The following is a 14,552-nucleotide window of genomic DNA, read 5'->3' as shown; positions in this document are numbered from 1 at the left end:
CTCTCTTTCAGTTTTGCGCCCGGTCGGGCGTCTCGGATGGGGTGTTGGCGGCTACGTTCTGTTGGCGCGCACCGGCTTGTTTGAGCTCTGCGACCCACTGTGGGTCGGCGTCGCCGATTTCGTTGTTCACGGGCAGATAACGTTCAGGGAACTCCCAGATCAGCACCTGTGGCGGGCTGTTCTTGAAGGCATCGCTCTTGAGGTAGCTGAGCATCGGCAGAATCGGGCCGTGGCCGTCTTCGGCGTAGTTCACGACGTCGCTGTGCAGGGCTTGCTTGAGTGCACCGACGAAGTTCCAGGTAGGGTTGGCGCTGTAGCTGGTGCCGATCAGGGCCACGGGCACCTGGGCGTCGGCGAACAGCGCGTCGTCGCCGGCCGGCTGGTCGTCGGCTTCGCGGGTATTGCGCTTGACCAGCGGTTCCTGGGCCGGCATCAGGTTTTCGAACAGCGGATCCAGGGGCAGGAACTGACGCAGGTCGCCCTTGTGGGTGATTTTCTCCGCAGGCTCGGTAACGAAGCGTTGCGGCTCGCCGTTGAGCGGTGATTTCTCGGCAATGGCCTTGGCCAGGTTCTCGGCAGCGACCTGGGCACCTTCCGGGGTCCAGTGAGTGTCGGTGCGCAGGAACACTTGCTGGCCGCTTTGCTTGGCCTGTTGCAGCGGGCCGAGCAGGTCAGGGGCGAGGATCTTGTCGGCCGCCACGCGAGCGTGGAAGTCCTGGTAAAGGTTGGCGTGAATGCTCGATGGCTTCACGTCACCCAGGTGCTCCGGATACAGGCGAGCCTTGGCCGGTATGATCGCCATCACCAGGGTGATGCCTTGTTCCTTGAGCTTCTGGCGCACGCCTTCGACCAGTGCGTAGTTGCCTTGCAGGTTCAGCTCTTCGTTGACGATCGGGTTGAACTCTTCGTCGCTGTACAGCCACTGGTCACGGCCCAGGACCACGCCTTTACGGCCTTCGTTGAACAGCTTGTAGTCCAGCGCGGCCCAGATGTTGGTGCCCAGGCGCTTGATCGGGAACTCGTCGTCGTAGTGCGTTTCCACGGCCTTGGCCCAGCGCCCGTTGAGCACGGTCGCGTCGGGGTTGGTGTTGAAGCCGAAGAAGCTGCGCATCGACCACAGGCCCAGCGCTGTCAGGATCAGCATGAACAGTGCGATGTAAAAGATGCGTAATGAGCGGGTCATATTCAGATCCCTCAGAACTGGAAGTAAAGGAACGGCGAGAAGCTTTGCGCCGAGAGTTTGAGAATCGAGGCGATGAACAGCAGCAGTACCAGGGCGCGCATCACGTAGCGTGACCAGTCCACGGTCCAGTAGGCAGGTTGCACCTGGGCTTCGACACCCACGGTGTAGCCCGGTTCATGGATCGTCGATGGGTTGTCACCCGGTACGGCCTTGATCATCCCCGGTTGCGCGGTGGCCGGGCCGTTGGCCTCGGTGTTGACCTCGGGCTTGGTCTTGAGCGGCGGACGGTTGGTGTAGAAGTCCCGCAGGCCGAAGAAGGCGAGGGTGATGTAGGCCACCACCAGCGTCGCGATCTGCAGGCCGGTGAGGTTGGCGCGGGTCAGTTCCGATAGCGACCAGTCGCCGAAGCTGAACATGGCGCCGTACATGCGACCGGCCACGTGCAGGTTCTCGGCACGGAAAATCACCCAGCCCATGACCACCAGCAGGAAGGTCAGCGCCCAGCGGATCGGGTTGATGCTGCGTGGTGTGGTGTTGATGCCCACGGCCTTCTCGATGGCCAGCCAGATACCGTGCCAGGCACCCCAGATCACGTAGGTGATGTTCGCGCCGTGCCACAGACCACCGAGCAGCATGGTCAGGAACAGGTTGCGATAGGTCATCAACGTACCTTTGCGGTTACCGCCCAGGGTGATGTAGAGGTAATCGCGCAGCCAGGTGGAGAGGCTGATATGCCAGCGGCGCCAGAACTCGGTGATCGACTGGCTGATGTAGGGCTGCTTGAAGTTTTCCATGAAACGGAAACCCATCATCAGGCCCAGGCCGATGGCCATGTCGCTGTAGCCGGAGAAGTCGAAGTACAGCTGCGCGGTGTAGGCCAGGGCGCCGAGCCAGGCATCGCCCGTGGTCGGGTTTTGCAAGGCGAAGCAATGGTCGGCCACGACCGCCAGGGTGTCGGCGATGAACACTTTTTTGATGAAGCCCTGCATGAAGCGGGTGCAGCCTTCGGAGAACTTGTCCAGGGTGTGGGTACGGTTGTTGAACTGGTCGGCCAGGTCGCGGAAACGCAGCACGGGGCCGGCGATCAGGTGCGGGAAAATCGCCACGAACGCCGCGAAGTCGATCAGGTTGCGGGTAGCCGGTGTGTCACCGCGATAGACGTCGATGATGTAGCTGATGGACTCGAAGATGTAGAACGAGATCCCGATCGGCAACAGCACGTGGGTCAGGATGAACGGGTTGAGACCGAAGCCGGTGATGATTGCGTTGAGGCTGTCCACGCCGAAGTTGGCGTACTTGAAATAGCCCAGGATGGCCAAGTCCACGCCCACGCCGAGCAACAGCCAGCGCTGGGCCGGTTTGGTGCGCACACCCGCGGCGCCGACTTTCAGGCCGATCCAGTAGTTCCACAGGGTCACGCCGGCGAACAGCGCCAGGAAGTCCACTCGCCACCAGGCATAGAACACGTAACTGGCGATCAGCAGCAGCAGGTTGCGGTAGCGTTGCCCGCTCAAGTAGTACAAGCCGAGAAAGATCGGCAGGAACAGGAACAGGAACACGTTGGATGAAAATACCATCCCGATCTCTCCATGTTGAATCAACAGTCAAGGGCCAGAGCCCCCCCAAACCCCCCCATGAAAACCGGGGGGCTTCATTACATTCGGAACAGACCCAACTCCCCTTGTGGGAGCGAGCCTGCTCGCGATGACGGTGTATCAGTCGACATCCTTGGCGAATGTCAGACCGCTATCGCGAGCAGGCTCGCTCCCACAGGTTTCCCTGTCGGCAGGGTGAGTGGTGTCAGCTTCCCTTTTCGCCTTTCTCCCGTGACGGGTCATACACCTTGGTCAAGTCCCCGCCGAGGCGGAAAGTCTTGAACGGTTGCATCTCGTGCTTGCGCTCCAGCACATCCTCGGAACAGGTGTAGAGGCTGCAGAACGGTTCGAGCCAGGCGAATTTCGAATCGATCTTCAGGTCCTTCATGTCCTGCTCGTCGCCGTTCTTCTCTTCGAAGATGTCCGGGTCTTTCACCCCGGCCAGCACCCGATCACCCAGTCGCTTGAGGGCACCGTTGTTTTCCTGGCGCAGGTCTACGCCGTTGACCTGGGCGAAACTGGCGATCATCGCCAGCGGCGGCAACGCGTAGTTGTGGTAGGACAGGGCCCGTTGCTTGCGCTTGAGTTCGTTGGGCAGGAAACCGTCCGCATCGACCTGGTTGACGCCGACCTTGTATTCCTTGACGGCCCAATCGAACAGGTCGCGGCGGTTGGTTGCCACGGACGTCGCCATCACCGACCAGGCGGCCCAGTAGGAGTGGTTGTTGGTCTTGTCCAGTGGCAGGTTGTCCCAGTCGCTGACCACCTGATCGGCCATCCGGCTGAACCAGCCTTCGATCAGTTGCGCCTGCTCCTGATGATTGGCCAGTGGGCGGGACTCGGAGAACTTCAGGCGTACATAGGCCGAAGCCATGCTGCCCAGCGCCCATTTGCGCATGGACTTGCCGGTGTGGTTGAAGTCCTTGGACATCAGTGCATCGGCCTGGGCCCACGCGGTCAGCCAGTTGAGGGTGCATTCCAATTGTTCGGGACGACCGTCACGCATGAATTGCATCACTTGCTTGCTGACGCCACGCTCGATCTTGGTGATGTCGGCGGTGCTGTCACGGAAGGCTTTTTCCGACTGCACGTTCAGGGTCGCGCGGGCCTTGTCGGAGCCCTCGTACTTGCTGCGAAATTGTAGGGAGCCGGTATAGGGTGTCGGCGTGGCATCGCAGCCTTGGGCGGGTTCGCCCACCTTGACCTTCTCGATCGGTGCGAAGTAACCCTGTGGCGGACGCAGCGGGGCCGCCGCCTGCGTGGCCCCGGCGAACATCGCCAGGGTCAGCAGGGACGGCGCCAGCAGCGTTTTCAACGTTCGGGTGCGCATGGTTCTAGTCATGAGACGAGACCTCATTGTCCGATTTGAGCCGTTTGTTCGGCTTGCGGAGATGCGTTGCGTTTGCAGATTTTCGCTTCCACTTGCTGTGGCTCCTTGCCGGCTTCAGGTCCCTGGACTTCTACAGCCAGCAGGTTCTGGGAAGCCCAGTCGTCATCAGTACGCAATTGGAAGGCGAAACGTCCGTCGGTTTCCGAGGTATCCGGTTTTTCGATCTTGATATCCTCGTGGCGCCCATTCATGTACCAGAGGGTGGCTTGCAAGGTTTTCACCGAGGTGTCGGCGAAGCGGATGTCGACTTGGTGGCTGCTGTTACGCAGATCCATGTTCTTGCTATTGACCATCAATTCGTTCTTGCCTGGCTTGAGCGCGGTCTTGCTGCTCATGAGTGCCGGCTTGCCTTCGCAACCGTTGTTGTCCAGCAGCGCCATCATCTGGCGGTAGATGGTTTCCTGGTCCAGGCGATACAGCGGCGAGAATTCCCAGATGAGGATTTTCGGCGGGTTCTTCTGGAACTCTTCACTGCCCAGGTACTGGATCATCGCGCCCTCCAGACCGCCACCAGGGAAGGCGACGTTGAGGATGTCGGCGCCAATGGCTTCTTCCAGGAAACCGGCAAAGTTGTAGTTCTTGCCGCTGTGACTGGTGCCCACGAGGGTGATCTGCGGGTTGCCGGAATCGCCGAACAGGTCGCCGTCGCCCGCCTCGCCCTTGGGTTCGGTGGTGAACTGGTCCATGTACTGGATCGCATAGCTGGTGCCGCACAGTTGCCCGGCCATGTTGTGCAGGGTGCCGGTCTTGCCCATGCGGCCGGACTTCTTGGTCTCGAACTCACGCTTGGGAATGTCGGCGAAGGCCGGGATCTGCTTGACCTTCTCGGCGACGATCTTGGCCGTGCGCTGGGCGCCGTACGGAGTCCAGTGCTGGTCGCCACGGAAATAGAAATCGTGGGCCGGCAGGGTTTCCGGCAGGTTCTCGTTGGTCAGCGGCGACAGGTCCGGCACCACATAGCCCATCTGGGCGAAACGGCCGAGCATGGATTTGTAGTTGGTCAGGGCTTTCTCATAGTCGAAAGCGGCCTTTTCCTGTGGGTTGAGCTTGTTGCGGTTTACCAGGCCCCGGGTTGGCTGGTAGACGATCACCAGCTCGACGCCTTTGGCCTTGAACGCATCGTGCAACTGCTGCATGCGCTTGTAACCGGCGGGGGTGGTGTTGAATTCGGTACGCAGGTCTTCCTGGGTCCGGAACAGCCAGTCACCCTGGGCTTGTACCAGCGTGGTGAAGTTCTGCTGGTAGCGCGTGGTGTAGTTCTTCGCGTCGTGGGCGGCAGGGCACAGGTTGCAGCACGGTTCGGCCGTGAAGGTCGGGGCCTTGATTTCATCGGCGCGGGCGCCGCTTGCGGCGGCGAGAATGCCGGCAGTCAGGGCGGACAGGCCCAGGAGTTTGATCATTTGTGGGTTCATAAAGGTCATCCTCAGTCCCGCATTTCGGTCTGGCGTTCGACAGGGTCGATCAGCACGGCTTTCTGCTGGCGTACCAGCAGGTCGAGAATTTCATCCTGGCGTTCGCCAAGGATCCCCGTGAAGCTGATGCCGCTGGATTTGGTCGGCGCAAGCATGGACACGCGGTACAGCTCGACGCTCAACGGCGAGTCGATGGACAGCGGGCCGCTGCCGTTGGCAGCCAGTTCGCCGCCGACCACGATCAGCGAGACTTCGGCGTCGAACGGGTCGAGCTTGATGTCCCGGTCGGTATCTGACAGGTCCTTGATGTGACCGTAGATACCGGTCAGGCCGTTGGCCATGGAGACGTTTTCGTAGAGGCGGATGTTCACGCTGTTACGAATACGAATACCGTGGCGTTGGTTGCTGATCACTTTGTTGCCCCACAGCAGGTTGTCAGCACTCTCATAGAGCGTGATGCCATCGGTGTGGTTCTTGTAGATCTCGTTGTAGGCGATCAGGTTGTTCACGCTGTTACGGTCGATCACCAGGCCCGAGAGTTTGTTGTCGTAGCTTCTGTTGTTGATGATGAAGCTGTCGTTGACCTCACGGGAAATAATGATCCCGTGCTTCTTCTTGGTCCCGTAGACGGTGTTGTCGGCGATGATCAGCCGATGGGAACGGTCGTGGGGGTCGATGCCGTAGACGATGTTGTCTTTGTAGGTGTTGCTCTTGACGACAAAGTCGCGGGTCTCGTAGCAGTAGAAGCCGTACCACATGTCCGAGAACTCGGAACCGATGATCCAGCCGGTCGGTTCCGGGCGCTTGAGGACCTTGGCCATGTTCGGCGTGTATTGGGAAATACTCACCCCGTACGACTTACTGTTGGCGTAGCCGAAGCTGGCCATCTTGGTGTTGACGATATAGGTCTCGGTGCCGCCCCAGGCCAGCAGGAACGGTCGGAATTCCTTGGGCGAGCGGAACGTGGCGGGGCCATTGTCCTTTTCACGCCAGCCGGTGACCTTGGTGTCGCGGATGAACATCTGGCCATCGTTGACCAGGAACGCACCGCCCTCCTGGGACAGGCGCAGCTCCTGAGTCTGTTTGTCGATTTCCAGGATGCCTTTCTGGCCGACCACGATCGGAATCTTCGCCAGGTAGACACCCGGCGAAGTCTGGATGATGTACTTGGGCTGTTTCTTGGCCAGTTCCTTGAGGTTCATGTAGCCATCGTCGACGAAGATGGCCTGTGGGATGCCGTGCTGACGCACCACCCACTCGGCCATCTTGTTGTCGCCGCCGATGAAGTCCTTCAAGGCGTTTTCCTGCATCATCCGACGCACGCTGACTTTGCCGGGCTTGGTCCGCACGATTTTTGCCGCGGCCGCTTCGGCGGTGTAGCCGGAGAGGTCGGGCAGGGTCGGCTTGGCCAGTTCCAGTGGCGCGGTCGGCGCACTGTTGACGGTGTAGGTCTTGGCCCGTTGCAGTTCCTTGACCACGTTGCCCGGCTTGACCGCCGGTTCAACGTTGGCGAACGCCGGCGCGCCGGCCAGCAGCATCGCTGCGACCAACAGGCTGATCGAACCTTTCATCGCCTGGCTGTTCCTGAGGTAGCGGTTCATTTCGGGCACTCCCATGGCCATTCGCATCAGAAGCGCCAGATCACGTCGACAAAGGCGCGATGCATGTACGAATCGACCTCTTTGCCGTAGGCGTCGCCTGGCTTGAACACGCCGCCACGAAAGCGCACCAGCGCCGACGGCTCATCAATGGACTGACTCAGCGCGGCCGGCAGCAGGCCTTGCTTGAAGTACTTGGTCACCACCAGGTCGACTTCCTGGCCCAGGTCCTTGTTACCGTCACGCAGCGGCAGGGACGAGGTGGACAGGATCGCGCCGGTCACGTCGTCGGTGTTGTTTTCCACGGCGTTGATGCCGTTGCTGCCCACCGGCTTGTTGCCGTCCACGCGCCAGAACTTGTGGTACACCAGGCTGGCGTCGTATTCGTCACGCAGCTGCCAGGAACCGAACAGGCTGGCGCTCTGGGTGTTGGCCATTTCGCCACGGAACGCTTCGCCGAAACGGTGCACGCGCGAGCGGGTGCCGGTGAAGTTCGAGCGGTTGCTTTGCAGGCCGTTCTGTTCGTAGTCCTCGCTGGCGCGGGCATAGGCCGCACCGACTTGCCATTGCGGGTCCAGACGCAGGCGGATACCCAGGTCGGTGGCCCAGCCGTCGACGTCATCACTGTGCTTGGCTTGCGCCGGACGCGTGCCGTCGGCATTGAGCGGGTTGACGGTGTCACGGTCACCGGTCATGCCGGTCAGGCTTGCCCAGTAGTTGACGGTGTTGGTGTTGCGCCAGTTGTAGGCGTCGCTGTTGGCTTCCAGGCCCAGCCAGGAGATGTCGCCGTTCTGGGTCTTGTCCAGGGTATCGGTAGGTTCGCCCGGGGTCGGATAATCGAGGCTGCCGCTGTCGTGGGAATGGTGGGCACGGATACCGGCCCACTGGCCGGGCATCCACTGGTAACCCACGTCACCGTAGACGTGCAGGCGATCCTTGTCCTTGGGGGACAATTCTTTCAGGTCGGTGCGGTATTCGCTGAACCGCTCGGCGACGCCGAGGTTGGCTCGCAGCAAGGTGGTGTCGAAGGTCCAGTTCAGGGCTTCGATGTTGGTGTCGCGCCATTGGCCGTCGTCATTGCGCAGGCGCTGGCGACCGAACTTCAACTGCTCGCCCGGGTAAGGGGTCAGCCCACGGTAGCCAATCCAGAACTCGCGCATGGCCAGGTAGCTTTTCTTGGCTTCGCGATCGCCGCTGTCGGTTTCCTGGGTGCTGCCATCGGACTGCTGCAGGGTGTCGGTCTCGATGATATCGGAGGACGTCACGGCCTGGGCCATGGCGTAGGCGCTCCAGGCACCGCTTTCGCTTTCGCCGTAGACCCAGGGACGCAGGTCCAGGCCGACGCCGTTGACGTCGCCACCGCTCTGGGTGCCGAGGTCACGGTCGTCTTCGGACTGGCCGGTGATCTTCACTTCCAGGCCGAAGTTCTTGGTGTCGGTCAGGGCCGCCAGGGTCGGGCAGGACCACAGCAGGGCACAGGTCAGGCCAATTCCGGCCTGCACAAAAGGATTGAGCTTCAAAGGCTTCATAGAGGTTCCTCGCCGTCATCTTCTTTTAGGGCTTGCAGTTCCAGCGTATCGGGGCTCATCGAGCCGCGAATGGCCTGCTCTTGTTGTAGCAGGCGTTGGGCTTGTGCAAGTTGTTGCGGCGGTAATTGTGTTTCGAGGGTCTGGGCAAGTTCGGTCGCTTGCGGGGTGTTCTGCGCCTTGGCCAACTGGCTGAAGACATAGGCGTTGACCGGGTTGGGCTTGGTGCCCTTGCCCTGGGAGAACAGCTGGGCAATGGCGAAATCGGCGCTGTTCTGGCCGTTGCGGGCGGCCTTGAGCAGGTGGTCCAGGGCTTTTTGCGGGTACACCTGGCCCAGGTAGCCGCGGCGATAGATCTGGCCGAGGTAGTAGTCGGCAGCCACTTCGCGACCAACAGCTTTCTGGAAATGCGCCTCGGCGACCTTGGCATCGGCCGGGACCCACTTGCCTTCGTAGTAAAGCTTGCCTAGCAACAGCTCGGCGCGAGGCTGGTCGGCGGCGCGGCCGTTTTCCAGGTACTGCATCATCTTGTCGACGTCACCCAGTTCGGGGAAGTCGTAGAGCAATTGCGCCAGGCTGACCCAGGCAGCGGGGTAGCCAGGGGCGATGCCTTCGAGCAACGACTGGGCGGTCTTTTCATCGGTCTTGCCCAGGCTGGCATCGGCCAGGACACGGGCGACGCTGTCCACGCGCTGGGCGGATACGACGCCACGGGCGTGACCGTCCTGCATCTGCTTGAGCAACGCGGCCTGCTGTTCCGGCTGGCCGCGTTTCTGATAGACCGTGGCCAATTCGACGTAGCAAATGTCCGTAGTCGCCAGCGCGGCCTTGCAGACCTTCTCGACTTCATCCAGGTGCTGGTCGTAGGTGCCCTGGGTGCGGTAGAGCAGAATCTGCGCCAGACCTGCTTCCGGGTAGCCGGCGCTGCGCCATTGGCTGATCTGCTGCTGGGCGTTGACGTTCGGGAAACTGTGGGGATATTGCAGGTACAGCATCGCCAGCGGGATCAGGGTATTACCTTCACCGTTGGCGAAAGCTTTTTTCAGCAGACCTTCGGCTTCGTGTTTTTCCGCTTCGGTGGAGCCCGGCTTGGCTACCAGCAGGCGACCCAGGCGCGCCTGGGCCCGGGGCGAGATATCGGCCGCGGCGCGATAGGTCGCCTCGGCTTTTTTCATCTGCTCTGGATCACGGCTGTCCACCTGGATATCGGCCAGGCCGACCTGGGCTTCGCTGTAGCCCAGGTCTGCCAGTTGCTGATAGTTCTGCTGCGCCAGCGCCGTGTCGCCGCGCTTGAGGGCTTCGTTGGCCAGGCGTTGATCGGGCAGGCCGGCGCAACCGGCCAGGCTGACGGCCAATGCCAGGGCACAGAGTGTCCCCATGTGGGAACGAGTTTGCGGCATATCATCCTGACCGCGTTGATCCTTTCGCGAGCAAGCTCGCTCCCACAGGGTCTGTGGGGTGTTAAGGATTTTTATAATGGTCACGGGCATATCCTCGACTTAAAGACCGACGGCCATGGCTTTGTCGATCAGCCAGTTCAGGTTCGGGCCACGGTCGCTGGTGACTTCTACCGGACGGCCGGCCAGCGAGCTGTCCAGGGGTTCGTCAGGTTGGATCAACACACGGATATCGGAAGACAGGTCGGCACTTTTCAGGCTGGTGCTGCTGACGATCTTGCCGGTACGGGTACCTTCTTCGCCGGCGACCTGGAAGTTGACGGGCGTACCTGGGCGCACGTCGCCGAACTGGCGATAGGAGAAACGCGCCTCGACGTTGGCTTCGGTGCCCCGTGGAACCAGTTGGAAGATCACGTCGCCCTTGCTGGCGTACTGGCCGTTGGCGACCAGTTGCTGGGCCACGATGCAGTCGCACGGAGACGTCAGGGTGCCGGTCATTTGCTTGCCGAACAGCTCTTCGACCTTGGCTGGCTGCAACTGGTTGTCGTCCAGGTGACCTTTGAGCACATCGAGCATGCTGGTGCTGAAGGTCGCCAGCGGGGCGCCCTTGGCTGCCACGCCGTCGGCCTTGACCAGGCTTTGCACGGTGCCGTCGCGCGGCATGGTGATGGCCGTGCCCGGTACGTTCACCAGGCCCGCCTGGGCGTGGCTGACGAAGTACATGCCGTACACCGACTTGAAGATGAAACCGAACGCCGCCAGGCCAACGATGAAGACCCCGAGGCTGAAGGTCACGGCGCGCAGGCGACCCAAGGCACTCATGCCGCCGTTTTCGTCTTTCTGCTTGCGAGCCTTGGTGAAGTTATCGCGCTGCAGGGTCGCCAGTACGTCACCGACACCGACGATGTCGCCGGCCAGGTGCGAGGTGATGATGTGACGCAGTGTCGAGATGTCCCGAGGCTCCAGGTTCTGGAACTGGCAACCGGTGCGGCCGGTCTGGCGGTCGTAGGAGCGGATCTGCAATTCCACGTCCATGGCCAGGCCAAGGTTGTCGATGACGAACTGCAGGCGACCCTTGTAGGACTCACCGACCTTGAGGGGCATCTGGCCGGCATTGAAGCTCAGGCCACCGGCGGACAGGTCCAGGACCTTGACTTCCATGGGGGTGCGGTCAGGGCCGAAGAAGCGCAGCTTGGCCGGGATTTTGACCCGGGCGTGTTGGCGCTGGGCTTCGGATTCATGCACTACGTTGACATTCACGGCGGTGTTCATAGGGGCGATTTCCTAGTTAATTCATTCAAGTCCGGTCAGACCATCGTCAGCAGCACGGCGACAAAAATGCTGCCGGCGGAGAAGGTCATGGTCCGAGACGACCAAGTGTTGAACCAACGTTGAAAGCTGGCGAGATCACGGGTCAGGTGGGTGGGCTGGCGGGTCCAGGACTGTTGATCGAGGCGGAAGAACACGTAGATCTTCACCAGGGCACCGACGATCTGGTTGTAATAGAGAATCGCCGGGTAGGCAGGGCCGATCCGGTGTCCGGAGCACGACAGCAGCAGGGTCAGGATCAACCGCGTGATGCCGATCCACAGCAGGTACACCAGGATGAACGCGGTGCCGTACTTGAAGCTGGCGATCAGTGCGACGGTCAGGCCCAGCAGCGAGGTCCACATCGACACGCGCTGGTCGAACAGCACCACCGAAGTGAACAGGCCCAGACGGCGCAGCCCCAGGCCCAGGGCCCGGGAGTTCTGTCGCAGGTTGTTGCCGTACCAGCGGAACATCAGCTTGCGGCTGGCCTTGATGAAGCTTTTCTCCGGGGGATGCTCGACGGTGTTGATCGCCGCATCGGGTACGTAGAAGGTGTCGTAGCCCAGGCGCATCAGGCTGAACCAGCTCGACTTGTCATCACCGGTGAGGAACTTGAAGCGACCCAGGCGCCAGTGTTGCAGCGAGTCACTTTCCACGTCGGCGATGAAGTCCGGGTTGGTCACCACGGTGGCGCGGAACACCGACATACGGCCGGTCATGGTCAGCACGCGCTTGGACAAGGCCATGGAGCACATGTTGATATGCCGTTGGGCGAAGCGCAGCTTGTGCCATTCGCTCATGATGTAGCCGCCGCGCACTTCGCAGAACTCGTTGGTGGTCAGGCCGCCGACGTTGCCGAACAGCTGGAACCACGGCACGGTCTTGCGTACGACGCCTTCGGCGAGCACGGTATCGCCGTCGATCACCGCAACCACGGCGCGGTCGTCCGGCAAGTGGCGGGAGATGGCGCGGAAGCCGTAGGCCAGGCCGTCACGCTTGCCAGTGCCGGGAATGCGCACGAAGTCCAGCTTGACCCGCGCTGGCGGGTTCATGCGGGCCCAGAGGCTCTTGACCAGCAGTTCGTCGGACATTTCCACGATGGAGCAGACCACGGTGGTGGGCAGCTCGCAGTCGATGGCCTCGCGAATCACCGAGCCATAAACCTGGGCAGTGGTCAGCGCATCGATCCGGAAGCTGGTGACCATCAGGTACACGTGGGACGGATCCGCCGCCTTGCCCAGCTTGCGTACCTTGCGGCGCAGGTGCGGGTAGACGATGTAGAGGAAGATCATGCCGCGCACGAAATGCGTTGCTCCCATGGAGTAACGCCAGATGCCCACGGCGCCGATCAGGAAGATGAAATCCTTGGATTCGGAGTCGAACGTGGACGTGGGCAGCGCCATGGCGATGCCCATCAATAAACTCAAGTAAAACAGCCAACCGGCGGCCTGAAGCAGGCCGTGCTTTAGCCTGTGCATAATCTGCATCCGTCTCTATCTCGGGCGGGCCTTGTGGGCGGCCCGATGGGTTAAGGCAGGCGAAAGGCCGGCCGGGGCAAGCCCCGGCCGGCAAACAGACTTACCAGCAGATGCCTTCGGTCCGGCCACTCGGGTTGGTGGCCTTGGACATGAAGCCGACCAGGTCGATGACCTGCTTGCCTTCCGGTACGTTTTCGGTCAGCGCGCGGAACTTCTCGTCGCGGTTACCCAGGATGATGATGTCGGAGCTGTCGATCACCGAGTCGAAGTCGGCGTTGAGCAAGGACGAGACGTGAGGAATCTTCGACTCGATGTAATCCTTGTTCGCACCGTGGACGCGGGCGTATTCGACGTTGCTGTCGTAGATCTTCAGGTCGAAACCCTTGCCGATCAGCATTTCCGCCAGTTCCACCAATGGGCTTTCACGCAGGTCGTCGGTGCCGGCCTTGAAGCTCAGGCCCAGCAGGGCGACTTTGCGCTTGTCGTGGCTGGAAACGATGTCGAAGGCGTTCTGCACCTGGGATTCGTTGCTGCGCATCAGCGAGTTGAGCAGCGGCGCTTCCACGTCCAGGGAACCGGCGCGGTAGGTCAGGGCACGAACGTCCTTGGGCAGGCAGGAACCGCCGAAGGCGAAGCCTGGGCGCATGTAGTACTGGGACAGGTTCAGGGTCTTGTCCTGGCAGACTACGTCCATCACTTCACGGCCATCGACGCCGACTGCCTTGGCGATGTTGCCGATCTCGTTGGCGAAGGTCACCTTGGTGGCGTGCCACACGTTGCAGGTGTACTTGATCATCTCGGCGACGGCGATGTCCTTGCGGATGATCGGTGCGTCGAGCTCTTCGTACAGCGATTGCAGAACGTCGCCAGAGGCTTTGTCGAACTCACCGATAACGGTCATCGGCGGCTGGTCGTAGTCTTTGATTGCGGTGCTTTCGCGCAGGAACTCAGGGTTGACCGCGACACCGAAATCGACGCCGGCTTTCTTGCCGGAGCAGTCTTCCAGGATCGGGATGACAACGTTTGCCACAGTGCCCGGCAATACGGTGCTGCGAACCACGATAGTGTGGCGGGTGGTCTTGTCACGCAGGACAAAACCGATCTCGCGGCACACCGCTTCGATGTAGTTCAGTTCCAGGTCGCCGTTCTTTTTGCTGGGTGTACCGACACAGATCATCGACAGGTCAGTATCGCGAATTGCCTCGGCGAAGTTGGTCGTACCGCGCAGTCGGCCTGTTTGAATGCCTTGCGCCAATAGCTCGCCAAGACCAGGTTCAACGATCGGCGACTTGCCGGCGTTGATCATGTCGATTTTGTCTTTGGCGACATCCACGCCAACTACATCATGGCCCCGTGCAGACAGGCAACCGGCACATACTGCACCGACGTAACCCAAACCAAATATGCTAATGCGCATCGCATTTACCTCTGTTTTTCACGCCATTAAATGGCCGGAGTTAATAGTGTTCAGCGGTCATAGTGCACTCGGAAGTGTGGAATGCAGGCGCCACAATGCCGTGTGCAGGCATACTAAGTTCCGAGTGTCTAAATAATTGCACTCAAGTTGTGCGCAAAGCGGCCTAGTTTGTTATGACCTGCCCTGTTATGCAGCCAGTTCCCGTTTTCAGGAACGCTCGTGCAAAAGTCCTTCACTTCCGATCC

10 protein-coding genes are annotated in these 14,552 nt (G+C 60.9%); all 10 read right to left on the bottom strand.

The features are described 5' to 3' along the window. Window positions 1-7 precede the first annotated feature (7 nt). Window positions 8-1,183, bottom strand: coding sequence for an alginate O-acetyltransferase (locus PSH86_RS24775; RefSeq protein WP_116833391.1), 1,176 nt, complete (start codon window positions 1,181-1,183; stop codon window positions 8-10). 11 nt (window positions 1,184-1,194) lie between these two features. Next, complete coding sequence (locus PSH86_RS24770; protein ID WP_109754790.1) at window positions 1,195-2,760, bottom strand: MBOAT family protein; 1,566 nt, start codon at window positions 2,758-2,760, stop codon at window positions 1,195-1,197. A gap of 223 nt (window positions 2,761-2,983) precedes the next feature. Beyond that, the gene (locus tag PSH86_RS24765) at window positions 2,984-4,108 is read right to left on the bottom strand and encodes a mannuronate-specific alginate lyase (protein ID WP_109754788.1); all 1,125 of its coding nucleotides are present in this window, start codon (window positions 4,106-4,108) and stop codon (window positions 2,984-2,986) included. Between the two features lie 23 nt (window positions 4,109-4,131). Beyond that, window positions 4,132-5,580: an alginate O-acetyltransferase gene (locus PSH86_RS24760; protein WP_109754787.1), complete on the bottom strand. Its 1,449-nt coding sequence runs from the start codon at window positions 5,578-5,580 to the stop codon at window positions 4,132-4,134. Between the two features lie 11 nt (window positions 5,581-5,591). Further along, window positions 5,592-7,181, bottom strand: coding sequence for a mannuronan 5-epimerase AlgG (gene algG / locus PSH86_RS24755; protein WP_109754937.1), 1,590 nt, complete (start codon window positions 7,179-7,181; stop codon window positions 5,592-5,594). A 26-nt stretch (window positions 7,182-7,207) separates the two neighbouring features. Beyond that, a complete protein-coding gene (locus tag PSH86_RS24750; protein WP_176689627.1) occupies window positions 7,208-8,698 on the bottom strand; it encodes an alginate export family protein in 1,491 nt (496 codons plus the stop codon). 5 nt (window positions 8,699-8,703) lie between these two features. After that, complete coding sequence (gene algK / locus PSH86_RS24745) at window positions 8,704-10,188, bottom strand: alginate biosynthesis TPR repeat lipoprotein AlgK (protein WP_305485548.1); 1,485 nt, start codon at window positions 10,186-10,188, stop codon at window positions 8,704-8,706. Between the two features lie 15 nt (window positions 10,189-10,203). Continuing rightward, window positions 10,204-11,373 (bottom strand): alginate biosynthesis protein Alg44, encoded by a 1,170-nt coding sequence (locus tag PSH86_RS24740; protein WP_109754785.1) that lies wholly within the window; start codon window positions 11,371-11,373, stop codon window positions 10,204-10,206. Between the two features lie 35 nt (window positions 11,374-11,408). Next, window positions 11,409-12,890, bottom strand: a complete 1,482-nt coding sequence (gene alg8, locus PSH86_RS24735; protein ID WP_370873689.1) for a mannuronan synthase — start codon at window positions 12,888-12,890, stop codon at window positions 11,409-11,411. A gap of 100 nt (window positions 12,891-12,990) precedes the next feature. After that, window positions 12,991-14,307 carry a nucleotide sugar dehydrogenase gene (locus PSH86_RS24730; RefSeq protein WP_057448969.1) on the bottom strand — a complete coding sequence of 439 codons (1,317 nt, stop codon included), beginning with the start codon at window positions 14,305-14,307 and terminating at the stop codon, window positions 12,991-12,993. Window positions 14,308-14,552 lie beyond the last annotated feature (245 nt).

Source organism: Pseudomonas sp. FP2300 (genome assembly GCF_030687595.1).
GTDB lineage: Bacteria > Pseudomonadota > Gammaproteobacteria > Pseudomonadales > Pseudomonadaceae > Aquipseudomonas > Aquipseudomonas bijieensis.
Note: the sequence above shows the minus strand (reverse complement) of the source record. Positions and strands in the feature narration are given on the sequence as shown.

Coding starts and splice junctions, on each gene's coding strand:
- alg8 (WP_370873689.1), bottom strand. CDS start 12,890: ATGCACAGGCTAAAGCACGGCCTGCTTCAGGCCGCCGGTTGGCTGTTT.
- PSH86_RS24770 (WP_109754790.1), bottom strand. CDS start 2,760: ATGGTATTTTCATCCAACGTGTTCCTGTTCCTGTTCCTGCCGATCTTT.
- PSH86_RS24760 (WP_109754787.1), bottom strand. CDS start 5,580: ATGAACCCACAAATGATCAAACTCCTGGGCCTGTCCGCCCTGACTGCC.
- PSH86_RS24765 (WP_109754788.1), bottom strand. CDS start 4,108: ATGCGCACCCGAACGTTGAAAACGCTGCTGGCGCCGTCCCTGCTGACC.
- PSH86_RS24730 (WP_057448969.1), bottom strand. CDS start 14,307: ATGCGCATTAGCATATTTGGTTTGGGTTACGTCGGTGCAGTATGTGCC.
- PSH86_RS24775 (WP_116833391.1), bottom strand. CDS start 1,183: ATGACCCGCTCATTACGCATCTTTTACATCGCACTGTTCATGCTGATC.
- PSH86_RS24740 (WP_109754785.1), bottom strand. CDS start 11,373: ATGAACACCGCCGTGAATGTCAACGTAGTGCATGAATCCGAAGCCCAG.
- algG (WP_109754937.1), bottom strand. CDS start 7,181: ATGAACCGCTACCTCAGGAACAGCCAGGCGATGAAAGGTTCGATCAGC.